14 protein-coding genes are annotated in these 13,866 nt (G+C 67.0%); 2 read left to right on the forward strand and 12 right to left on the reverse strand.

Annotation, left to right across the window (positions count from 1 at the left end; all coding sequences use genetic code 11):
- Positions 1–10: 10 nt before the first annotated feature.
- The 3 genes from SBP01_RS02945 to SBP01_RS02955 form a co-directional block, all read right to left on the reverse strand.
- The gene (locus SBP01_RS02945) at positions 11–997 is read right to left on the reverse strand and encodes a PfkB family carbohydrate kinase (protein WP_320537423.1); all 987 of its coding nucleotides are present in this window, start codon (positions 995–997) and stop codon (positions 11–13) included.
- A 190-nt stretch (positions 998–1,187) separates the two neighbouring features.
- Positions 1,188–2,105 (reverse strand): TIGR01777 family oxidoreductase, encoded by a 918-nt coding sequence (locus SBP01_RS02950; RefSeq protein WP_320537424.1) that lies wholly within the window; start codon positions 2,103–2,105, stop codon positions 1,188–1,190.
- 18 nt (positions 2,106–2,123) lie between these two features.
- The gene (locus SBP01_RS02955; protein WP_320538271.1) at positions 2,124–2,726 is read right to left on the reverse strand and encodes a TetR/AcrR family transcriptional regulator; all 603 of its coding nucleotides are present in this window, start codon (positions 2,724–2,726) and stop codon (positions 2,124–2,126) included.
- 238 nt (positions 2,727–2,964) lie between these two features.
- On the opposite strand from SBP01_RS02955, the gene SBP01_RS02960 reads away from it, so the two are divergent.
- Positions 2,965–3,723: a queuosine precursor transporter gene (locus SBP01_RS02960; protein WP_320537425.1), complete on the forward strand. Its 759-nt coding sequence runs from the start codon at positions 2,965–2,967 to the stop codon at positions 3,721–3,723.
- 57 nt (positions 3,724–3,780) lie between these two features.
- Here SBP01_RS02960 and SBP01_RS02965 read toward each other — a convergent pair whose 3' ends face one another.
- The 6 genes from SBP01_RS02965 to SBP01_RS02990 form a co-directional block, all read right to left on the reverse strand.
- Positions 3,781–4,530 (reverse strand): dienelactone hydrolase family protein, encoded by a 750-nt coding sequence (locus SBP01_RS02965; protein WP_320537426.1) that lies wholly within the window; start codon positions 4,528–4,530, stop codon positions 3,781–3,783.
- A gap of 35 nt (positions 4,531–4,565) precedes the next feature.
- Complete coding sequence (gene tgt / locus SBP01_RS02970; RefSeq protein WP_320537427.1) at positions 4,566–5,852, reverse strand: tRNA guanosine(34) transglycosylase Tgt; 1,287 nt, start codon at positions 5,850–5,852, stop codon at positions 4,566–4,568.
- A 33-nt stretch (positions 5,853–5,885) separates the two neighbouring features.
- Entirely contained in the window at positions 5,886–6,611 is a 726-nt protein-coding gene (locus SBP01_RS02975) for an SRPBCC domain-containing protein (RefSeq protein ID WP_275214638.1), read from the reverse strand.
- An 89-nt stretch (positions 6,612–6,700) separates the two neighbouring features.
- On the reverse strand, positions 6,701–7,795 hold the full coding sequence (locus SBP01_RS02980) for a DUF6707 family protein (RefSeq protein WP_320537428.1): 1,095 nt from the start codon (positions 7,793–7,795) through the stop codon (positions 6,701–6,703).
- A gap of 86 nt (positions 7,796–7,881) precedes the next feature.
- Positions 7,882–8,421: an NUDIX hydrolase family protein gene (locus SBP01_RS02985; protein WP_164202427.1), complete on the reverse strand. Its 540-nt coding sequence runs from the start codon at positions 8,419–8,421 to the stop codon at positions 7,882–7,884.
- Between the two features lie 90 nt (positions 8,422–8,511).
- Entirely contained in the window at positions 8,512–9,264 is a 753-nt protein-coding gene (locus SBP01_RS02990; RefSeq protein WP_320537429.1) for a VOC family protein, read from the reverse strand.
- Positions 9,265–9,347: 83 nt separating this feature from the next.
- Here SBP01_RS02990 and SBP01_RS02995 point away from each other — a divergent pair, with 83 nt between their 5' ends.
- Positions 9,348–9,953, forward strand: coding sequence for a YdeI/OmpD-associated family protein (locus SBP01_RS02995; RefSeq protein WP_275214641.1), 606 nt, complete (start codon positions 9,348–9,350; stop codon positions 9,951–9,953).
- A 58-nt stretch (positions 9,954–10,011) separates the two neighbouring features.
- On the opposite strand, the gene SBP01_RS03000 is transcribed toward SBP01_RS02995, so the two are convergent.
- Genes SBP01_RS03000 through SBP01_RS03010 form a run of 3 tightly spaced genes read right to left on the reverse strand, consistent with a single transcriptional unit; the run spans position 10,012 to position 13,821 of the window.
- Positions 10,012–11,169, reverse strand: a complete 1,158-nt coding sequence (locus SBP01_RS03000) for an ABC transporter ATP-binding protein (protein WP_275214642.1) — start codon at positions 11,167–11,169, stop codon at positions 10,012–10,014.
- A complete protein-coding gene (locus tag SBP01_RS03005; protein ID WP_320537430.1) occupies positions 11,166–12,758 on the reverse strand; it encodes an iron ABC transporter permease in 1,593 nt (530 codons plus the stop codon). The genes SBP01_RS03000 and SBP01_RS03005 overlap by 4 nt, the downstream gene beginning before the upstream one ends.
- 4 nt (positions 12,759–12,762) lie before the next feature.
- The gene (locus SBP01_RS03010) at positions 12,763–13,821 is read right to left on the reverse strand and encodes an iron ABC transporter substrate-binding protein (RefSeq protein ID WP_320537431.1); all 1,059 of its coding nucleotides are present in this window, start codon (positions 13,819–13,821) and stop codon (positions 12,763–12,765) included.
- Positions 13,822–13,866 lie beyond the last annotated feature (45 nt).

A 13,866-nucleotide genomic window follows, 5' to 3' on the forward strand; every position in this document is an offset into this window, starting at 1 on the left:
ATCTCTTTTCTCAGGCCGTCCAGCCCGTCGGTGTCGATGATGCGGTACCAGTAATTCCTGCATGGGCTTGGGTCTGCGCCAGGGTGGGGATGAAGCCCGTACCGCCCTTGCCGCCCACGACCAGAGACGCTGCCGCGGCACCGTACCGGGCCGCCACGGGGAGCATGTCGCCGAAGACCATCCGGGCGGTCAGGGTGCCGACGAACGCATCGCCGGCTCCGGTCTGGTCCACCACCGCGGGGGCCGGAATGGCGTCGATCCACGAGCCATCCAGGCCTTCGCCATCAAGCTGGATGCCCTCGGCCCCGCAGGTCACGGCAACGTTTGCGGCGCCGAGGCTGCGGAGCTTCGCCGCCGCCTCTTCCGCCGTACTGCAGCCCAGGAGCGCGGATGTTTCGGACGGGAACGACGGCGTGACGAGGAACGTGCGCGGCGCAATTTCCAGCAGGGCCGCCGTCGCGTCCTCCGCGGACGTGAGCCGGGGGCGGAAGTTCGGATCGAAGACGAAGCGCCGGGCAAGGCCGGCCGCCTTCACCACGGCAGCGCGGGACGACGCGGAGATGGCGCAGGCGATGCCGCCTGCCACCACCGCCCCGGCAGCGGCGAAAACTGCAGGATCGACGTCGTCGGGGCCCAGGCTGGAACCGACGCTGCCGCTGCGGGCGTAAGAGAATTCGCGCTGCCCCTCCGGGTCGCAGTGCACCAGGTAAACGCCCTGCTGTCCCGTCCGGAATGTCAGCAGGGCGGGGGAAATGCCGAGTTCAACAACCCGGGCGGCGATGGCCTTGCCGAGGTCGTCGTCGGTCAGCGCCGAGAGCAGGCCAACGCGGGCGCCGGCTGCCGCAGCGGCCGCCGCGACGTTGAGGGCGTCCCCGGAGATGCCGAGCTGGGCCGGGACGCCGTGGGCGAACGCGACGTCCGTGGCGACCTCTACGAGGATTTCGCCCATCACGATGACGTCGAACGGCGTGGCGGGATTTTGTGTTGGCTTGTTCACCAGTCATGCACCGATCCGTCGAGCCGCCGGTTGATCGGCAGGTATTTGTCGTAGGGGAAGCGGCCGTCGGCTTCCTCGTTGAACTTTACGCCGAGGACTGGACGCCAGGCTCAGGCGCCGATCTCGACTTCGTCACGCGTGGTCACCAGGCGTACTACCGCCAGCCGTCCGATGGCGGCGCAGGCGCCCGTCACGGCCGGCCTTTGGTGATGCTGAGCAGGGCGCGCCCCAGCTCGGGCTGCCGGAAGATGAACCCGGCGTCGATCAGCTTTTGCGGCTGCACCCACCGGCTTTTCAGCACCAGTTCGGTTTCCGTGCGGATCAGGACCGCGCCCAGGCGCAGCAGCCACTCCGGCGTGGGGATGCCCAGCCTGGCACCGTACGCCCGCCGGACCAGCCGCATCAGTTCGCGGTTGCCCACCACGTCCGGCGAGGCAACATTCACCGGGCCCGAAATGTCAGTCCGTGCGTGCAGGAAGCGGACGGCACGGTACAGATCTTCCACATGAATCCAGCTGAACTTCTGGCCTCCCGGGCCCATGTGCCCGCCCAGGCCGAGCCGCGCCAGGGTGGCGAAAGGGCGCAGCGCACCGCCGCCAGGTCCCAGCACGATGGCGATCCGCAGCGGAATCTTCCGGGTGCCGGGCGTGTCCGCCGCAGCCAGGGCAGCTTCCCAGGCCCGAGCCACGTCCACGGAAAAGCCGCTGCCAAGTTCGCCGTCGGCCTCCGCTTGGGGCCGGTCGTCCGCGTGCCGGTAGATGGTGCCGGTGCTGGCGTTAAGCCAGCACGACGGCGGCGCCTGGCAGCGTGCCAGGGCGCGGCCAAGCGCCGCGGTGGTGGCAACGCGGGAATCGAGGATAGCGGCTTTGTTTCGCGCGTTGTAGCGGCAGTGGACGGAGCGTCCGGCGAGGTTCACCAGGAGATCGGTGCCGTCCAGCACCCGGGCGATGGCGCCGTCGTCGTTCCAGCCCGCCGACGTCGCCGTGCCGGTCGTGACCCGGCGGCCGATGGTGCGCACCGCCCAGCCGTCCCGCTCGAAGCGCGCGCGGAGGTACCTGCCGATAAAGCCCGAAGCTCCGGCGAGGACCACCGTCTGTGTTTTGATCATTTGTTCCCCCATGATGTTTCAGTTGCGGATGCTGCGGCTCAGGCTGAGGACATCGTCCAGAACCTTGTTGACGCCCGGAATTTTTGCGAGCGAGAGCCCCCGGGCGATCAGCGGGACGGCTCCGTCCACGAGTCTCCGGGTGCGGCGCTGGCCGTCCGAGGTGTCATACACCCAGAACAGGGCGATCCCCATGTAGCCCAGCCACAGCAGCTCGGGCAGGTCTGCGCGCAGCTTCTTCGGCGCGGGCGGACTGGCGCCTTCCACCGCCGCCCGGAAGATGCCCAGCGAGGCTTCACGGGCCTCCGTCGACTCTCCGGCGAACGGGTTGACCGGGGACGTCGGCCGGATGGCCGTGGCCACGAAGTCGGCGCCGAAGCGGTGGTAGGGCGCCATGACATCCAGGCCGGCGTGCAGCGTGGCCTTCAGCCTGCTGGCCAAGTCCTTGACTCCTTCGAGGGCTTCGTCCGCCTTGGCTGCATGCTCGGCCTGCACCCGGACGTAGAGTTCCTGGACCAGATCGTCCTTGGACGCGAAGTAGTAGTAGGCGTTGCCCACGGATACGCCCGCCTCCGCAGCGATGGCCCGCATGGTGGTCTTCTCAAACCCGATCTCCCGGAACATCCGCAGCGCCACGTCCGCAAGGCGTTGCTTGGTCTGCTCGCTCTTGACTGCTGCCACGGAACTCCCCTTTTTGAACACGTTCAGGGAATCGAGTATGCCACCTTTTTGAACATGTTCAAAAAGGTGGGCTCCGGACGGATGGGAGAATGGCGTGACAGTGCTAATACAGCCAGGCGTCCCGCGGTCAGTCTTCGGCTGAGGCGGATGCCCGAGCGAACCACTACGAACGGACACCCCCATGCCATCCCCCTCAGGCCCGCGCGTCCTGCCGGCCACAGTCCCCGCACACCCGGTTGCGAAATTCGCATCCATCGGCTCGCCCTACTTCGGCATCATGCTGGCCTCTATGGCCGTTGTGCTGATCCTGTCCAACATCGGCGCGTCAAAAGGCGTGGCGATCGGCCCGATCATCACCGACGGCGGCTTCTTCCTCTTCCCGCTCGCCTACATCCTGGGCGACGTGATCAGCGAGGTCTACGGCTTCAAAGTGGCGCGCAGGGCCATCTTCACCACCTTTGCGCTGTCCGTGTTCGCCTCGGTCTGCTATTGGGTGATCATCGCCCTGCCCGGCTTTGACGACGAGTTCGGCGCGTCCAAGCAGGCCGCCCTGGAGGGTGCACTGGGCCCGGTCCCGCAGATTGTGCTGGCTTCGCTGCTGGCGTTCCTGGCCGGGCAGACCATCAACTCCTGGATCCTGGTAAAGATGAAGGCCCGTTCCGGCGAAAGATCCCTGTGGGCACGGCTGATGGGATCCTCCGGCGCAGGCGAGTTCGTGGACACCCTGATCTTCTGCAGCATCGCCGCCTCCGTCATCGGCATCACGGACTTCGGCATGTTTGTGAACTACGTAGTGGTGGGCTTTGTGTACAAGACCCTCGTGGAGTTCCTGTTCGTCCCCGTGACGTCGCTGGTGATCGGCTGGATCAAGAAGCGCGAACCAAGCTACGGCGTCCCGAGCGCTACGGTGACCAACGCCGCGGTAACCGGCGCCGCGTAGCTGCCGCCCGGCGTCGTACTTTTAGCCGCATCCGGGAGCAACCGATGGGGTTCGGCTCTAGGCCTTCAGCGTCCCGTCGAGGAGCGCGCGGAGCTCGGTGAAGTGCCGCTCGGTCGCCTCAGCATGGAACATGGACGTGTCTGCCATCGTGTAGCCGTGGGGTGCGCCCGCGTAGACCTCGTTGGAAGCCTCGAGTCCGGCGGCCTCGAGCGCCGAACCCAGGCGTGCGACGGCGTCGGAATCCATGCTTTGGTCATGGTCCGCATGGCCGAAAACGAAGCGGGCCTTGGCCTGGGGGAGCCCCAGATGCGGGCTGTCGGGGGTCTCCGTGGCGAGGCCGCCGCCATGGAAGCCGCCGCACGCGGCCACCACCTCGGGGTGGGCGGTGGCGGTGCGGACCGCGAGGCGGGCGCCCATGCAGTAGCCGAACGTGCCGATGGGACCCGCTGCGACGCCGTCGAGCTTTTCCAAGGCCGCAACCCACGCATCAATGTCCGGGAGGGCTTTCTCGGCGGTGAGGTGCCCGACCCGCGGGAAGGCTGCCTTCCCGGCGGCGGAACGGCCCTCCGGGGTGGTCATGTCCACCTTCGGTGCGAGTTCCGCGACGGTCCCGTCCCGATAGAAAACGTTGGGTGCCAGGACAATGTAGCCCCAGTCAGCGATGCGCTGCGCCATTTCCTCGATGCGCGGCCGCAGACCGAACGCGTCCATGTACAGGATGACGCCCGGGAACGGCCCGGTGCCGGTGGACGGACGGACAACAAGGGCCTCGGCGGTGCCTGCTGCAGCAGGGATCTCAATGAACATCTGGTCAGGATAACCGAGGCAACCGGGAACAACGCTCAGGAATAATACTGTGCCAGGGTCTCGGCCTTGAACTCGAAGAAGGTGCCGGCCTCGATGGCCAGCCGGGCGTCATCCACCATTTTCACCACAAAGCGTTCGTTGTGGATGGAGATCAAGGTGGCGGACAGCATCTCCTTGGCCTTGAACAGGTGGTGGATGTAGGCGCGGGAGTAGTTGGCGCAGGCGTAGCAGTCACAGCCTTCCTGCAGCGGGCCGAAGTCGCGTTTGTACTTGGCGCCGGAGAGGTTGTAGCGGCCGGTGGGGTGGTAGAACGCCGAGTTGCGGGCTACCCGGGTGGGGGAGACGCAGTCGAAGGTGTCCGCGCCGTTTTCGATGGCGGTGAAGATGTCGTCCGGCTCGGAGATGCCCAGCAGGTGCCGCGGCTTGTCCTCCGGCAGCTCCTCGTTGCACCAGCGCACAATGGTGCCCAGGTTCTCCTTCTCCAGCGCCCCGCCGATGCCGTACCCGTCGAAGTTCATCGCGCCCAGGTCCTGGCAGGCTTTGCGGCGCAGGTCCTCGTACTGGGCGCCCTGGATCACGCCGAACAGGGCCTGGTAGGGCTTTCCCTCCCGGGACGCGGTCAGCCGGAAGTGCTCGTCCAGGCAGCGGAGGGCCCACAGCCGGGTGCGTTCCAGAGATTCCTCCTGGTAGCCGCGGGAGTTCTGCAGGGTGGTCAGCTCGTCGAAGGCGAACATGATGTCCGCGCCGATCCGGTGCTGGACCTGCATGGAGATTTCCGGGGAGAACCGGTGCCGGTCCCCGTTCAGATGCGATTTGAACCAGACGCCGTCGTCGTCGATGTGGGCGAGGCGTTCCTTGCCGGGGGCCACGGCGTCGTCGGGGAGGGCCGCGTTCGCGGCAGACACAGTTTTCATGTCGATGACCTTCTTGAACCCGGACCCCAGGCTCATCACCTGGAACCCGCCGGAATCCGTGAAGGTGGGCCCGGCCCAGTTCATAAACGCGCCCAGGCCCCCGGCCTCATCCAGGATGTCCGCGCCCGGCTGGAGGTACAGGTGGTAGGCGTTGGCCAGGAGCGCCTGCGCCCCGAGCTCCGCCATGGACTCCGGCAGCACCGACTTCACCGTGGCTTTGGTTCCGACGGCGATGAAGGCCGGGGTGCGGATCTCGCCGTGCGGGGTGGTGATGGTGCCGGTGCGGCCCAGGAACTTGCCGCCGTTCTCCGCGACCTGGGCGTCCGACGGCGGACAGCTGTCAGCCAGGCGGGTGCCTACGGTGAAGGAGAACTGGGACTGCGGCTCGGAGGCGGGGTTTGCTGGCACCGTTACAGTGTGCCAGCAAACCCGGCCCAACCTTCAGCGGGCCGCCGTCTGTGTGGGGTAGTTCTCAGTCCGCCAGCCGTCCCAGGCCGAGCGGATGGAATCCAGTTTGCGGGCACCCAGGTCATACGTCGAGGCGATCACGATCGCACCGCCGTCGGGCCTGACATCCTCGATGACAGGCTGGTCCGCCACAATCAGCAGGCCATCGCCGTGTTCGGCGTAGCCGTGGACGGTCAGGCCCACCTGGTGGTTGCTCCGATACCAGACCTTGCCGCTGATTTCCTCACCGGTGGCCAGGGTCAGCTGGTACGGTTCGCCCGGCTTGGGAACATCAGACAAGCCCAGCTTTTCGATGGCGGAGCCGTGCCCTCCCGGCAGTTCGAAGAACAGGGTGTGCCTGTTGCCGTGCGGGTGGTGCTCCAGCGCGAAACGGAGCTGCTGGAGGAAGGTCAGCCAGCCCTGGGTGATGTCCTCGTCCCACGCGGCCCACTCGGAGTTGTGGTCCAGGGCGGCCCGGGTGACACTGACCTGCGTCCCGCCGGGCACGGGTTTGAGGTCGAAGACGTCGCCGCCGTTGGTGGTGAGGCTCGTATGGTCCGGGGCCTCCACCACGCCCTTGCCAAAGTAGATCTGGTTGATCTCGGCCGGCAGCTCCTCAGTCTCCCAGCCATGCCACTGGGCCACCTTGGCGGGTTCGCGCAGCATGATCCAGACCTGCGGCGCATCAGCATTAATGACCACGCTCAGATTGTTCGTCATAGCCCGAATGTACAGCGCGTGCGCAGCTCCGGGTAGGGGGCAATTCCCCCATCAGGACACCCCGGAGCAGAAGCTCCAACCCTGACGGTTCAGGCGCGGACGGCCTCGAGTTCGTTGCTGATGCGGCGCTGCAGCTCGCCGAGGCCGATCGTTTCGGATCCGCCATGGGCCCGCAGGAAAAGCAGCGACTCCAGGCGCAGCAACCGCCACTCCCGCTCGGCCTCGTGGTTGGAGTTGTCGATCGAGCGGAAGATCTCTTTGTCGTACAGGTTGGGTTCGTTCAGGGAGCGCTGGCGGACCTTGGCGTTCATGCGCGCCTTGAACGGGTCTGTTTCCTGGTTCTCCGGCGTGCGGAGCAGCTTTTCGTAGACCTCGGCGCGCTCTTCCTGCCGGTCCTGGCGGCAGATGTAACTGGACAGCGCCAGCGACGCCTCCACCGAGGCCCACCGGCCCGGGTTGCCGTCGAACGGCAGCACGTTGAGCAGGTCCGCCACAGCCAGTGCGCCGTCCGGGTCCTTCAGCGTGATGAACAGTTCGTGGGCGAGGTCGCTGAGGTCCTTCAGGCAGCTGCCGGACTTGAAGTTGATGCCTTTCGCCAGCTTGTCCGCCAGCAGCAGCACACCCACCGCATCCGGGTGGGCCTCCGCCGCAGCTTCCACCACAGCCTCCGGTGTGCCGGCCGGCGCGGGGATCAGCGCGAGCTCGTCCGCAGACGGGCCGCTCACCGCGGGCGGAATGGCAGGCTGGGGAGGCACGACGACGGCGGGTGCTGTGGGTGCCGCGCCGCCGGTTGCGGCGGGCTGATTTCCTGGCTGTTCTGCGCCGCGCGCCTGTGCCCCGGGTATTTCCGCGTCGGGCGCTTCCCCTTGGGAAACACGGGCAGCGGCCTCATGCCCGGACGCTGCCGCCGGAAGCCGCGTGACGTCGTCGGGCCCTGCTTCAAGGCCACCTTGACTGACCGCGGTGTCCAGGACGTTTACGGTGGAGCCGGCCGCGATCCTGATGGTGCCGCCGCCGGTGAGGCTGGCCAGGATCACCGCAGCGACGCCGAAATCGTCGAATTCGAGCTCAACCCGCTCGATTTCGGCGGTGCGTCCGCCATCAGGAAGGAGGAGGTGATCGCCGGAAGTCAGAGATCCAGCCTGCGTGTCGCCGTAGTGCCGTGCGGCTGGGGTTTCGGTCATGGGGATCCTTAAATTCTCTTGCGGTCCGCCCTACAGTCTACTGAGCGGGGCGGGCCAAATCCGGGAGGGTGGGGACTCCGCGGGCCTCAGAAACCCACTCCGGCGAAGGCCAGCGCCTGCCGGACCAGGGCGCCGCGGCCGCCGCTGAATTCGAGCTGGACGCCGGGGCTCAGCACTTCTTCGGGGGTCATCCAGGTCAGTTCCAGGGCATCCTGGCGGGGCTCGCATTCGCCAGTGACGGGGATGACATAGGCCAGGGACACGGCGTGTTGGCGGTCGTCGGTGAAGCCCGTATGGGACGGAGCCGGGAAGTATTCGGCCACCGTGAACGGCACGGGGCTGATGGGGAGCTGCGGAAACGCCAGCGGGCCCAGGTCCTTCTCCATGTGCCGCAGGAGCGCCCCGCGGATGGTCTCCCGGTAGATCACCCGGCCCGATACCAGCGACCTGATCATGTTGCCGTCCTCATCGGCCTGGAGCAGCGTGCCGACCTCGTTCACGAACCCCAGCGGATCCAGCCTGACCGGTACGGCCTCCACGTAGATCATGGGAAGCCTCCCGCGTGCCTCGAAGAGGTCTTCCTCGGAGAGCCAGCCGGGATTGGGGTCAGGAGTGCGAACGTTCATGGTTAAGTTCTACCCCATCGGACGCGTCCGGGTCGGCGAGTGGTGAGCTCTGAGCGTAAAGCGGCCGTTTTAGTGCCGGGATCCCGCCGGTCAGTTGGGCCGCTGCGAGATCCAGAGGGTGGGCGGGACGTGGGCGGCCGGGTGGGTGCCCTCGGCGGCGTCGGGGGTAGCGGCGTCCGGGTTGGCTACGTGCAGGGTCCGGCCGAAGGCTTCCTCCGTTTCGCTGACTTCAAAGCCGGCTGCGGTAAGCCGCGCCCGCAGGGTGCCCGGATCGCCGTCGTACTCAAATCCCAAACCCGAGCGGGGGCCGCCCGACGCCGGGCGCACCATCAGCACACCGCCGTTCTTGGCGGTAAAGTCCGCGGTTTCGTCCGCATCCGGAACCGGACGGAACCGTGCGCCGATGTCCTGCAGCGTCATGGCGGCGGCGCCGGGATCGGCGGAGAACCAGACGCCGACGACGGCCAGGGCAGGGTCTGCGTCGGCGCAGTTCGCGCCGTGGGCGGCTTTGTCCGCCAGGAAGCTGAAGCCGTCGGTGCTGGTGATGCGGCACGACTCGCCGTGGGCTGCGGTGATGAGTTCCGAGGTGGTTTTCCCGGACTCTTCCGCGGCCAGGCCGGTGCGCCGGGCAAACTCGGCCAGGTCGCCCACCTCCACGCCAAGGGCCGTGGTGCCGTCGACGTCCTGTCCCGCCGCGGCGGCGTGCAGTGCCAGCCGCCCGGAGCCGGCGTCGAACTCCCGCCACGGGCCCTGGTCAACGGTCTTGACCAGGCCCAAGGCAACCAGGAGTTCTTCCCACCGTTCAGGGCGGGACGTGTAGTGGACGGGCCTGACACGCAGCATGGGTTTCTCCTCGAATCCGGGACAGCGCAACTACCGCCATCATGCCACCTCTTGAAACGGCTGGCACCGTGCAGAATAGGGCCATGGCGATTGAACTTGAGGAATTGCTGGTGCCGGATGCCGCAGCGTGGCGGAGGTGGCTGGAAGCCAACCACCGGGACAGTCCCGGGGTGTGGCTGGTCCTCCACAAGAAGGGCGGCGGTGTCACGGAACTCGATTACGACGCGGCCCTGGATGAGGCGCTCTGCTTTGGCTGGATTGACGGCCAGGTCATCAAGCGCGACGCCGGGAGCTACAGCCAGCGCATGACCCGCCGCGGCCCCAAAAGCGTTTGGTCGGCCAGGAATGTGGGGCACATCGCCCGTCTGGAAGCCGCCGGCAAGATGACCGACGCGGGGCGCGCCGCCGTCGAAAGCGCCAAGGCTGACGGCCGCTGGGAGGTGGCCTACTCGGGCCAGGCGGCGGCGGAGGTTCCACCGGACCTTGCCGCGGCGATCGCCGCCGATCCCGCCGCCCAGGCCATGTTCGATGTCCTCACGTCGGTGAACCGGTATGCCATGATCTACCGGACGAATTCGGTGAAACAGGCGGCCACCCGCGAACGGAAGATCGCCGGGTTTGTGGAGATGCTGGCCCGCGGTGAGGCGCCGTACCCGCAGAAGAGGAAGCCCGCCGCCCCGCCCAAGTAAGTAGCGCTAAGTGTCGTTTTGACCCCTCAAAACGACACTTAGCGCTACCTAGTTGGGTTTAGTCCTCCATAGGGAACGCGACCGCTTCGCCAACCACCCGCAGGCAGAGCTCCATGCCCGGCCGGGCGATGGAGGCGTTCCAGTGCCGGATGGTGATGATCTCGCCGCCGCCGGGGTAGCGGTGGTCGCTGATGCCGGCCAGCTCGGGCGGCACCGAGAGTTTGAGCCGCACCGTGGTTTCGGGGCCGAAGTAGTCGGTATCCACCACCACGCCGCGGATGGGGCCGTCCTCGGCGATCCGGATCTGCTCAGGCCGCAGCATCAGCTGCACGCGGCCCTGCGACGGCGGCCGGCGGACCGGAATTGCGCCCAGCGAACACGTGCCGAGCGAACCTTCCATCCAGGCATCGAGGATGACGGCGTCGCCCAGGAACTCGGCCGTGGCCCGATCGGCGGGCCGGGTGTACACCACGAACGGATTACCGATCTGGGCCAGTTTGCCGCCGCGCATCACGGCCACCTGGTCCGCGAAGGACAGCGCTTCAGCCTGGTCGTGGGTAACCAGGATGGTGGTGACGCCAGCCTCGCTCAGCACCTTGGCCACCGCACGCCGCGTTGCCACCCGGAGCCCCGCGTCCAGGGCGGAGAACGGCTCGTCCAGCAGCATCAGTTCGGGTTCACGGGCCAGCGCCCGGGCCAGCGCAACCCGCTGCTGCTGGCCGCCGGAGAGCTGGTGCGGGCGCCGTTTGGCCATGGCCGGATCCAGCGACACCATCTCCAGCAGTTCACTGATCCGGGCGGCCACTGCCCGGCGGCCGCCGGAAAGCTTGGCGGGGTCCAGGCCGAAGGCCACGTTCTGGCCCACCGTGAGGTGCGGGAAGAGGGCGCCGTCCTGGGCCACATATCCGACGTGGCGTTTATGGGCGGGGAGCCAGACGCCGTCGCCCGCAACCTTGACCCCGTTCAGCGAGATGCTGCCGGTGGCGGGGTGTTCAAAGCCGGCGATGAGCCGCAGCAGCGTTGTTTTCCCCGAGCCGGACGGGCCCACAATGGCGGTGGTGCCGCCCTTGGCCACGGACAGGTTGACGCCCTTGAGCACGGCCTGGGATCCGAAGTTCTTGGTGACGTCCGTGATCTGCAGGTGGCTGTTGGTGGAAGGCTCCACGGACGGCGCGATCCGGGGTTCCGGGAGGCGTGAGGGGGATTGTTCGGTCACTGTCCGGCCACTTTCTTGGACTGCTGGAAGAGGAGGTAGGTCATGGGCGCGGAGAGCAGGATCATCAGCAGGGCATAGGGGGCCGCGCCCGCATAATCGATTTCGCTGCTCTTGCTCCAGAATTCGGTGGCCAGGGTCCGGGTCCCGTTGGGTGAGAGCAGGAGCGTGGCGGTCAGCTCGTTGGCGATGGCCAGGAACACCAGGGCCGCGCCGCCGGCTGCGGCCGGGGCCGTGAGCCGCAGCGTCACCCGGATGAACGACTCCAGCGGCGGCTTGCCGAGGGCCTGCGCCGCTTCGTCAAGTTCCTTCGGGGCCTGCGCCAGCCCGGCGCGCAGGTTTACCAGTGCACGGGGCAGGAACAGCAGGACGTAGGCGGCCACCAGTAACCCGGCGCTTTGGTAGATGCCGGGGACCACCCGGATGCTGACCGTAACAAACGCAAGACCGACCACGATTCCGGGCATGGAACTGGTGACGTAGTTCGACAGTTCCAGGGACTTACTGAACCAACTGGGGTGCCGCACCGCAAGGAAGGCCATCGGAAACGCCACCACCGTGGTCACCACGGCGCCAGCCAGGCCGTAACCCAGGGTGGCAAGCAGGGCGGGCAGGAACTCGTCCGCCGCCCAGATGGCGGGGCCGCCCGCCGCGACCCACCGCAGGACCAGGAAGAGCGGCAGCCCGAAAGCCAACGCCGTCAGGGCGAGCAGGGCAAGCTGCGCCGGCCACTGATAGACATGCAGCGGCAGCCGCAGGGCTTTGGCCTGCGCGCCGGAGCCGATCCTGGCATAGCGGGCACTGCCGCGGCCCCGGACCTCCACCACCAGCAGGACCAGGCAGAGGAACACGAGCACGCTGGCCAGCATGTTGCCCGCCGTGCCGTTGAAGGTGGACTGGTACTGAATCATGATCGCCGTGGTGAAGGTGTCGAAGCGGATCATCGCGAAGGCGCCGTATTCGGCCAGCAGGTGCAGTGCCACGAGCAGCGCACCGCCGGTCATCGCGATGCGCAGCTGCGGTAGCACCACCCGGAAGAAGACCCGCCAGTTGCCCAGGCCCAGGGCAGCCGCGGACTGTTCGATCGCCGGATCCAGGCGGCTGAGCGTCGCCGCCGCGGGAATGTAGACCAGCGGGAAGTAGGAGAGCGTGGCGATCAGGACACCGGACCCCAGCCCTTCCAGTGAAGGCACGGCCGACACCCAGGCATAGCTGTTCACAAACGCGGGAATGGCCAGCGGTGCGGCAAGCAGAACCGCCCAGATTCTGTGGCCCCGCAGCCGCGTCCGCTCCACCAGCCACGCGCCGCCAACACCGATGATGAGGCAGAGCGGGACAGTGATCAGCATCAGCAGGATGGTGTTGAGCAGTAGCTCGCCCACCCTGGGGCGGAAGATGAGTTCGACGGCGGTGTCCCACCCGGTTGCCGCCGTCATGTAGACCACGTAGCCGAGGGGGATCAGGGAGAACAGGGCAATCAGCACAGCCAGGATGGACACCGTGGAAACGCCGAGAGGCGGGCGGGGGCTCTTGCCCCGGCCCGCCGTCGTCGTGCTCCCCGCCTTGGGGGGAGCCGATAGATCAGAGGTCACAGAATTACAGGAGTCCTGCCTTGGTCATCAGCTCGGTGACCTTGGCGGAGTTGAGCTTAGCCGGGTCCACGGTGGGAGCCTGCAGGTCCTTGACTGGAACCAGCTTGTCGTTGGCCGGAACATCAGAGGCGATGGCGTACTCGAAGGAGGTGCCGTTCTTGAGGACTTCCTGGCCCTTCTTGCCCGTGATGAACTTCAGGAAGGCCTGGGCCGCCGCTGCGTTCCTGGAGCTCTTCAGGACACCGCCACCGGACACGGAGAGGAAGGCGCCCGGGTCCTGGTTCTTGAAGTAGTACGGCGTGACGTTTTTGGAGTTCTCGCCGGTCTTGGCCTGATCGCCGTAGTAGTAGTAGTGGTAGATCAGCGCGGCGTCGACTTCGCCGGCGTTGACTGCCTTCATGGCGGTGCTGTTTCCCTTGTAGGCCTTGAAGTTTTCCTTCATGCCCTTCAGCCATTCTTCAGCGGCGGACTCACCCTTGAGTTCGAGCAGGGCAGCCACGATGGCCTGGAAGTCGGCGCCGGACGGTGAAGCGGCCCACTTGCCCTTCCACTCCGGCTTGGCCAGGTCCAGCATGGACTTGGGCAGCTGGTCGTCGCTGATCTTGGTCTTGTCGTACACCAGGACGGTGGAGCGGGCGGCGATGCCGGTCCACTTGCCGGTCGAGGGACGGAACTCCGCCGGCACCTGATCGATGGTGGCCTTGTCAACGTCGGCGAACAGGCCGGCGTTCTCAACCTGCGCCATGGCCGGGGAGTTTTCGGTGAGGAAAACGTCTGCCGGGGAGGCTGCGCTTTCCTGCACAATCTGGTTGGACAGTTCGGTGTCCGAGCCCTGGCGCATGGTCACCTTGACGCCGGTCTCAGCCGTGAACGCGTCCACCCATTCCTGGGTCAGGCTTTCGTGCTGGGCGTTGTAAACGGTGATTTCACCGGAGGCGGCACCAGCGGAGCCGGATGCGGAGCCTGAGGCTGCCGGGGTGGTGGAGCCGCCGCAGGCGGTCAGTCCGAGGGCTGCAGTGGCGGCGATGGCAATGCCCGCCAGGGCGCTGTTGCGGATCTTCATTGAGGGCTACTTTCTGGGGACAAAAGTTTGTGGACCCGGGGGTCT

The organism is Pseudarthrobacter sp. IC2-21, from assembly GCF_034048115.1.
Classification (GTDB): Bacteria; Actinomycetota; Actinomycetes; order Actinomycetales; family Micrococcaceae; genus Arthrobacter; species Arthrobacter naphthalenicus.

Coding starts and splice junctions, on each gene's coding strand:
- SBP01_RS02950 (WP_320537424.1), bottom strand. CDS start 2,105: ATGATCAAAACACAGACGGTGGTCCTCGCCGGAGCTTCGGGCTTTATC.
- SBP01_RS02955 (WP_320538271.1), bottom strand. CDS start 2,726: ATGTTCCGGGAGATCGGGTTTGAGAAGACCACCATGCGGGCCATCGCT.
- SBP01_RS02965 (WP_320537426.1), bottom strand. CDS start 4,530: ATGTTCATTGAGATCCCTGCTGCAGCAGGCACCGCCGAGGCCCTTGTT.
- SBP01_RS03010 (WP_320537431.1), bottom strand. CDS start 13,821: ATGAAGATCCGCAACAGCGCCCTGGCGGGCATTGCCATCGCCGCCACT.
- SBP01_RS02995 (WP_275214641.1), top strand. CDS start 9,348: ATGGCGATTGAACTTGAGGAATTGCTGGTGCCGGATGCCGCAGCGTGG.
- SBP01_RS02975 (WP_275214638.1), bottom strand. CDS start 6,611: ATGACGAACAATCTGAGCGTGGTCATTAATGCTGATGCGCCGCAGGTC.
- SBP01_RS02990 (WP_320537429.1), bottom strand. CDS start 9,264: ATGCTGCGTGTCAGGCCCGTCCACTACACGTCCCGCCCTGAACGGTGG.
- SBP01_RS02980 (WP_320537428.1), bottom strand. CDS start 7,795: ATGACCGAAACCCCAGCCGCACGGCACTACGGCGACACGCAGGCTGGA.
- SBP01_RS02985 (WP_164202427.1), bottom strand. CDS start 8,421: ATGAACGTTCGCACTCCTGACCCCAATCCCGGCTGGCTCTCCGAGGAA.
- SBP01_RS02960 (WP_320537425.1), top strand. CDS start 2,965: ATGCCATCCCCCTCAGGCCCGCGCGTCCTGCCGGCCACAGTCCCCGCA.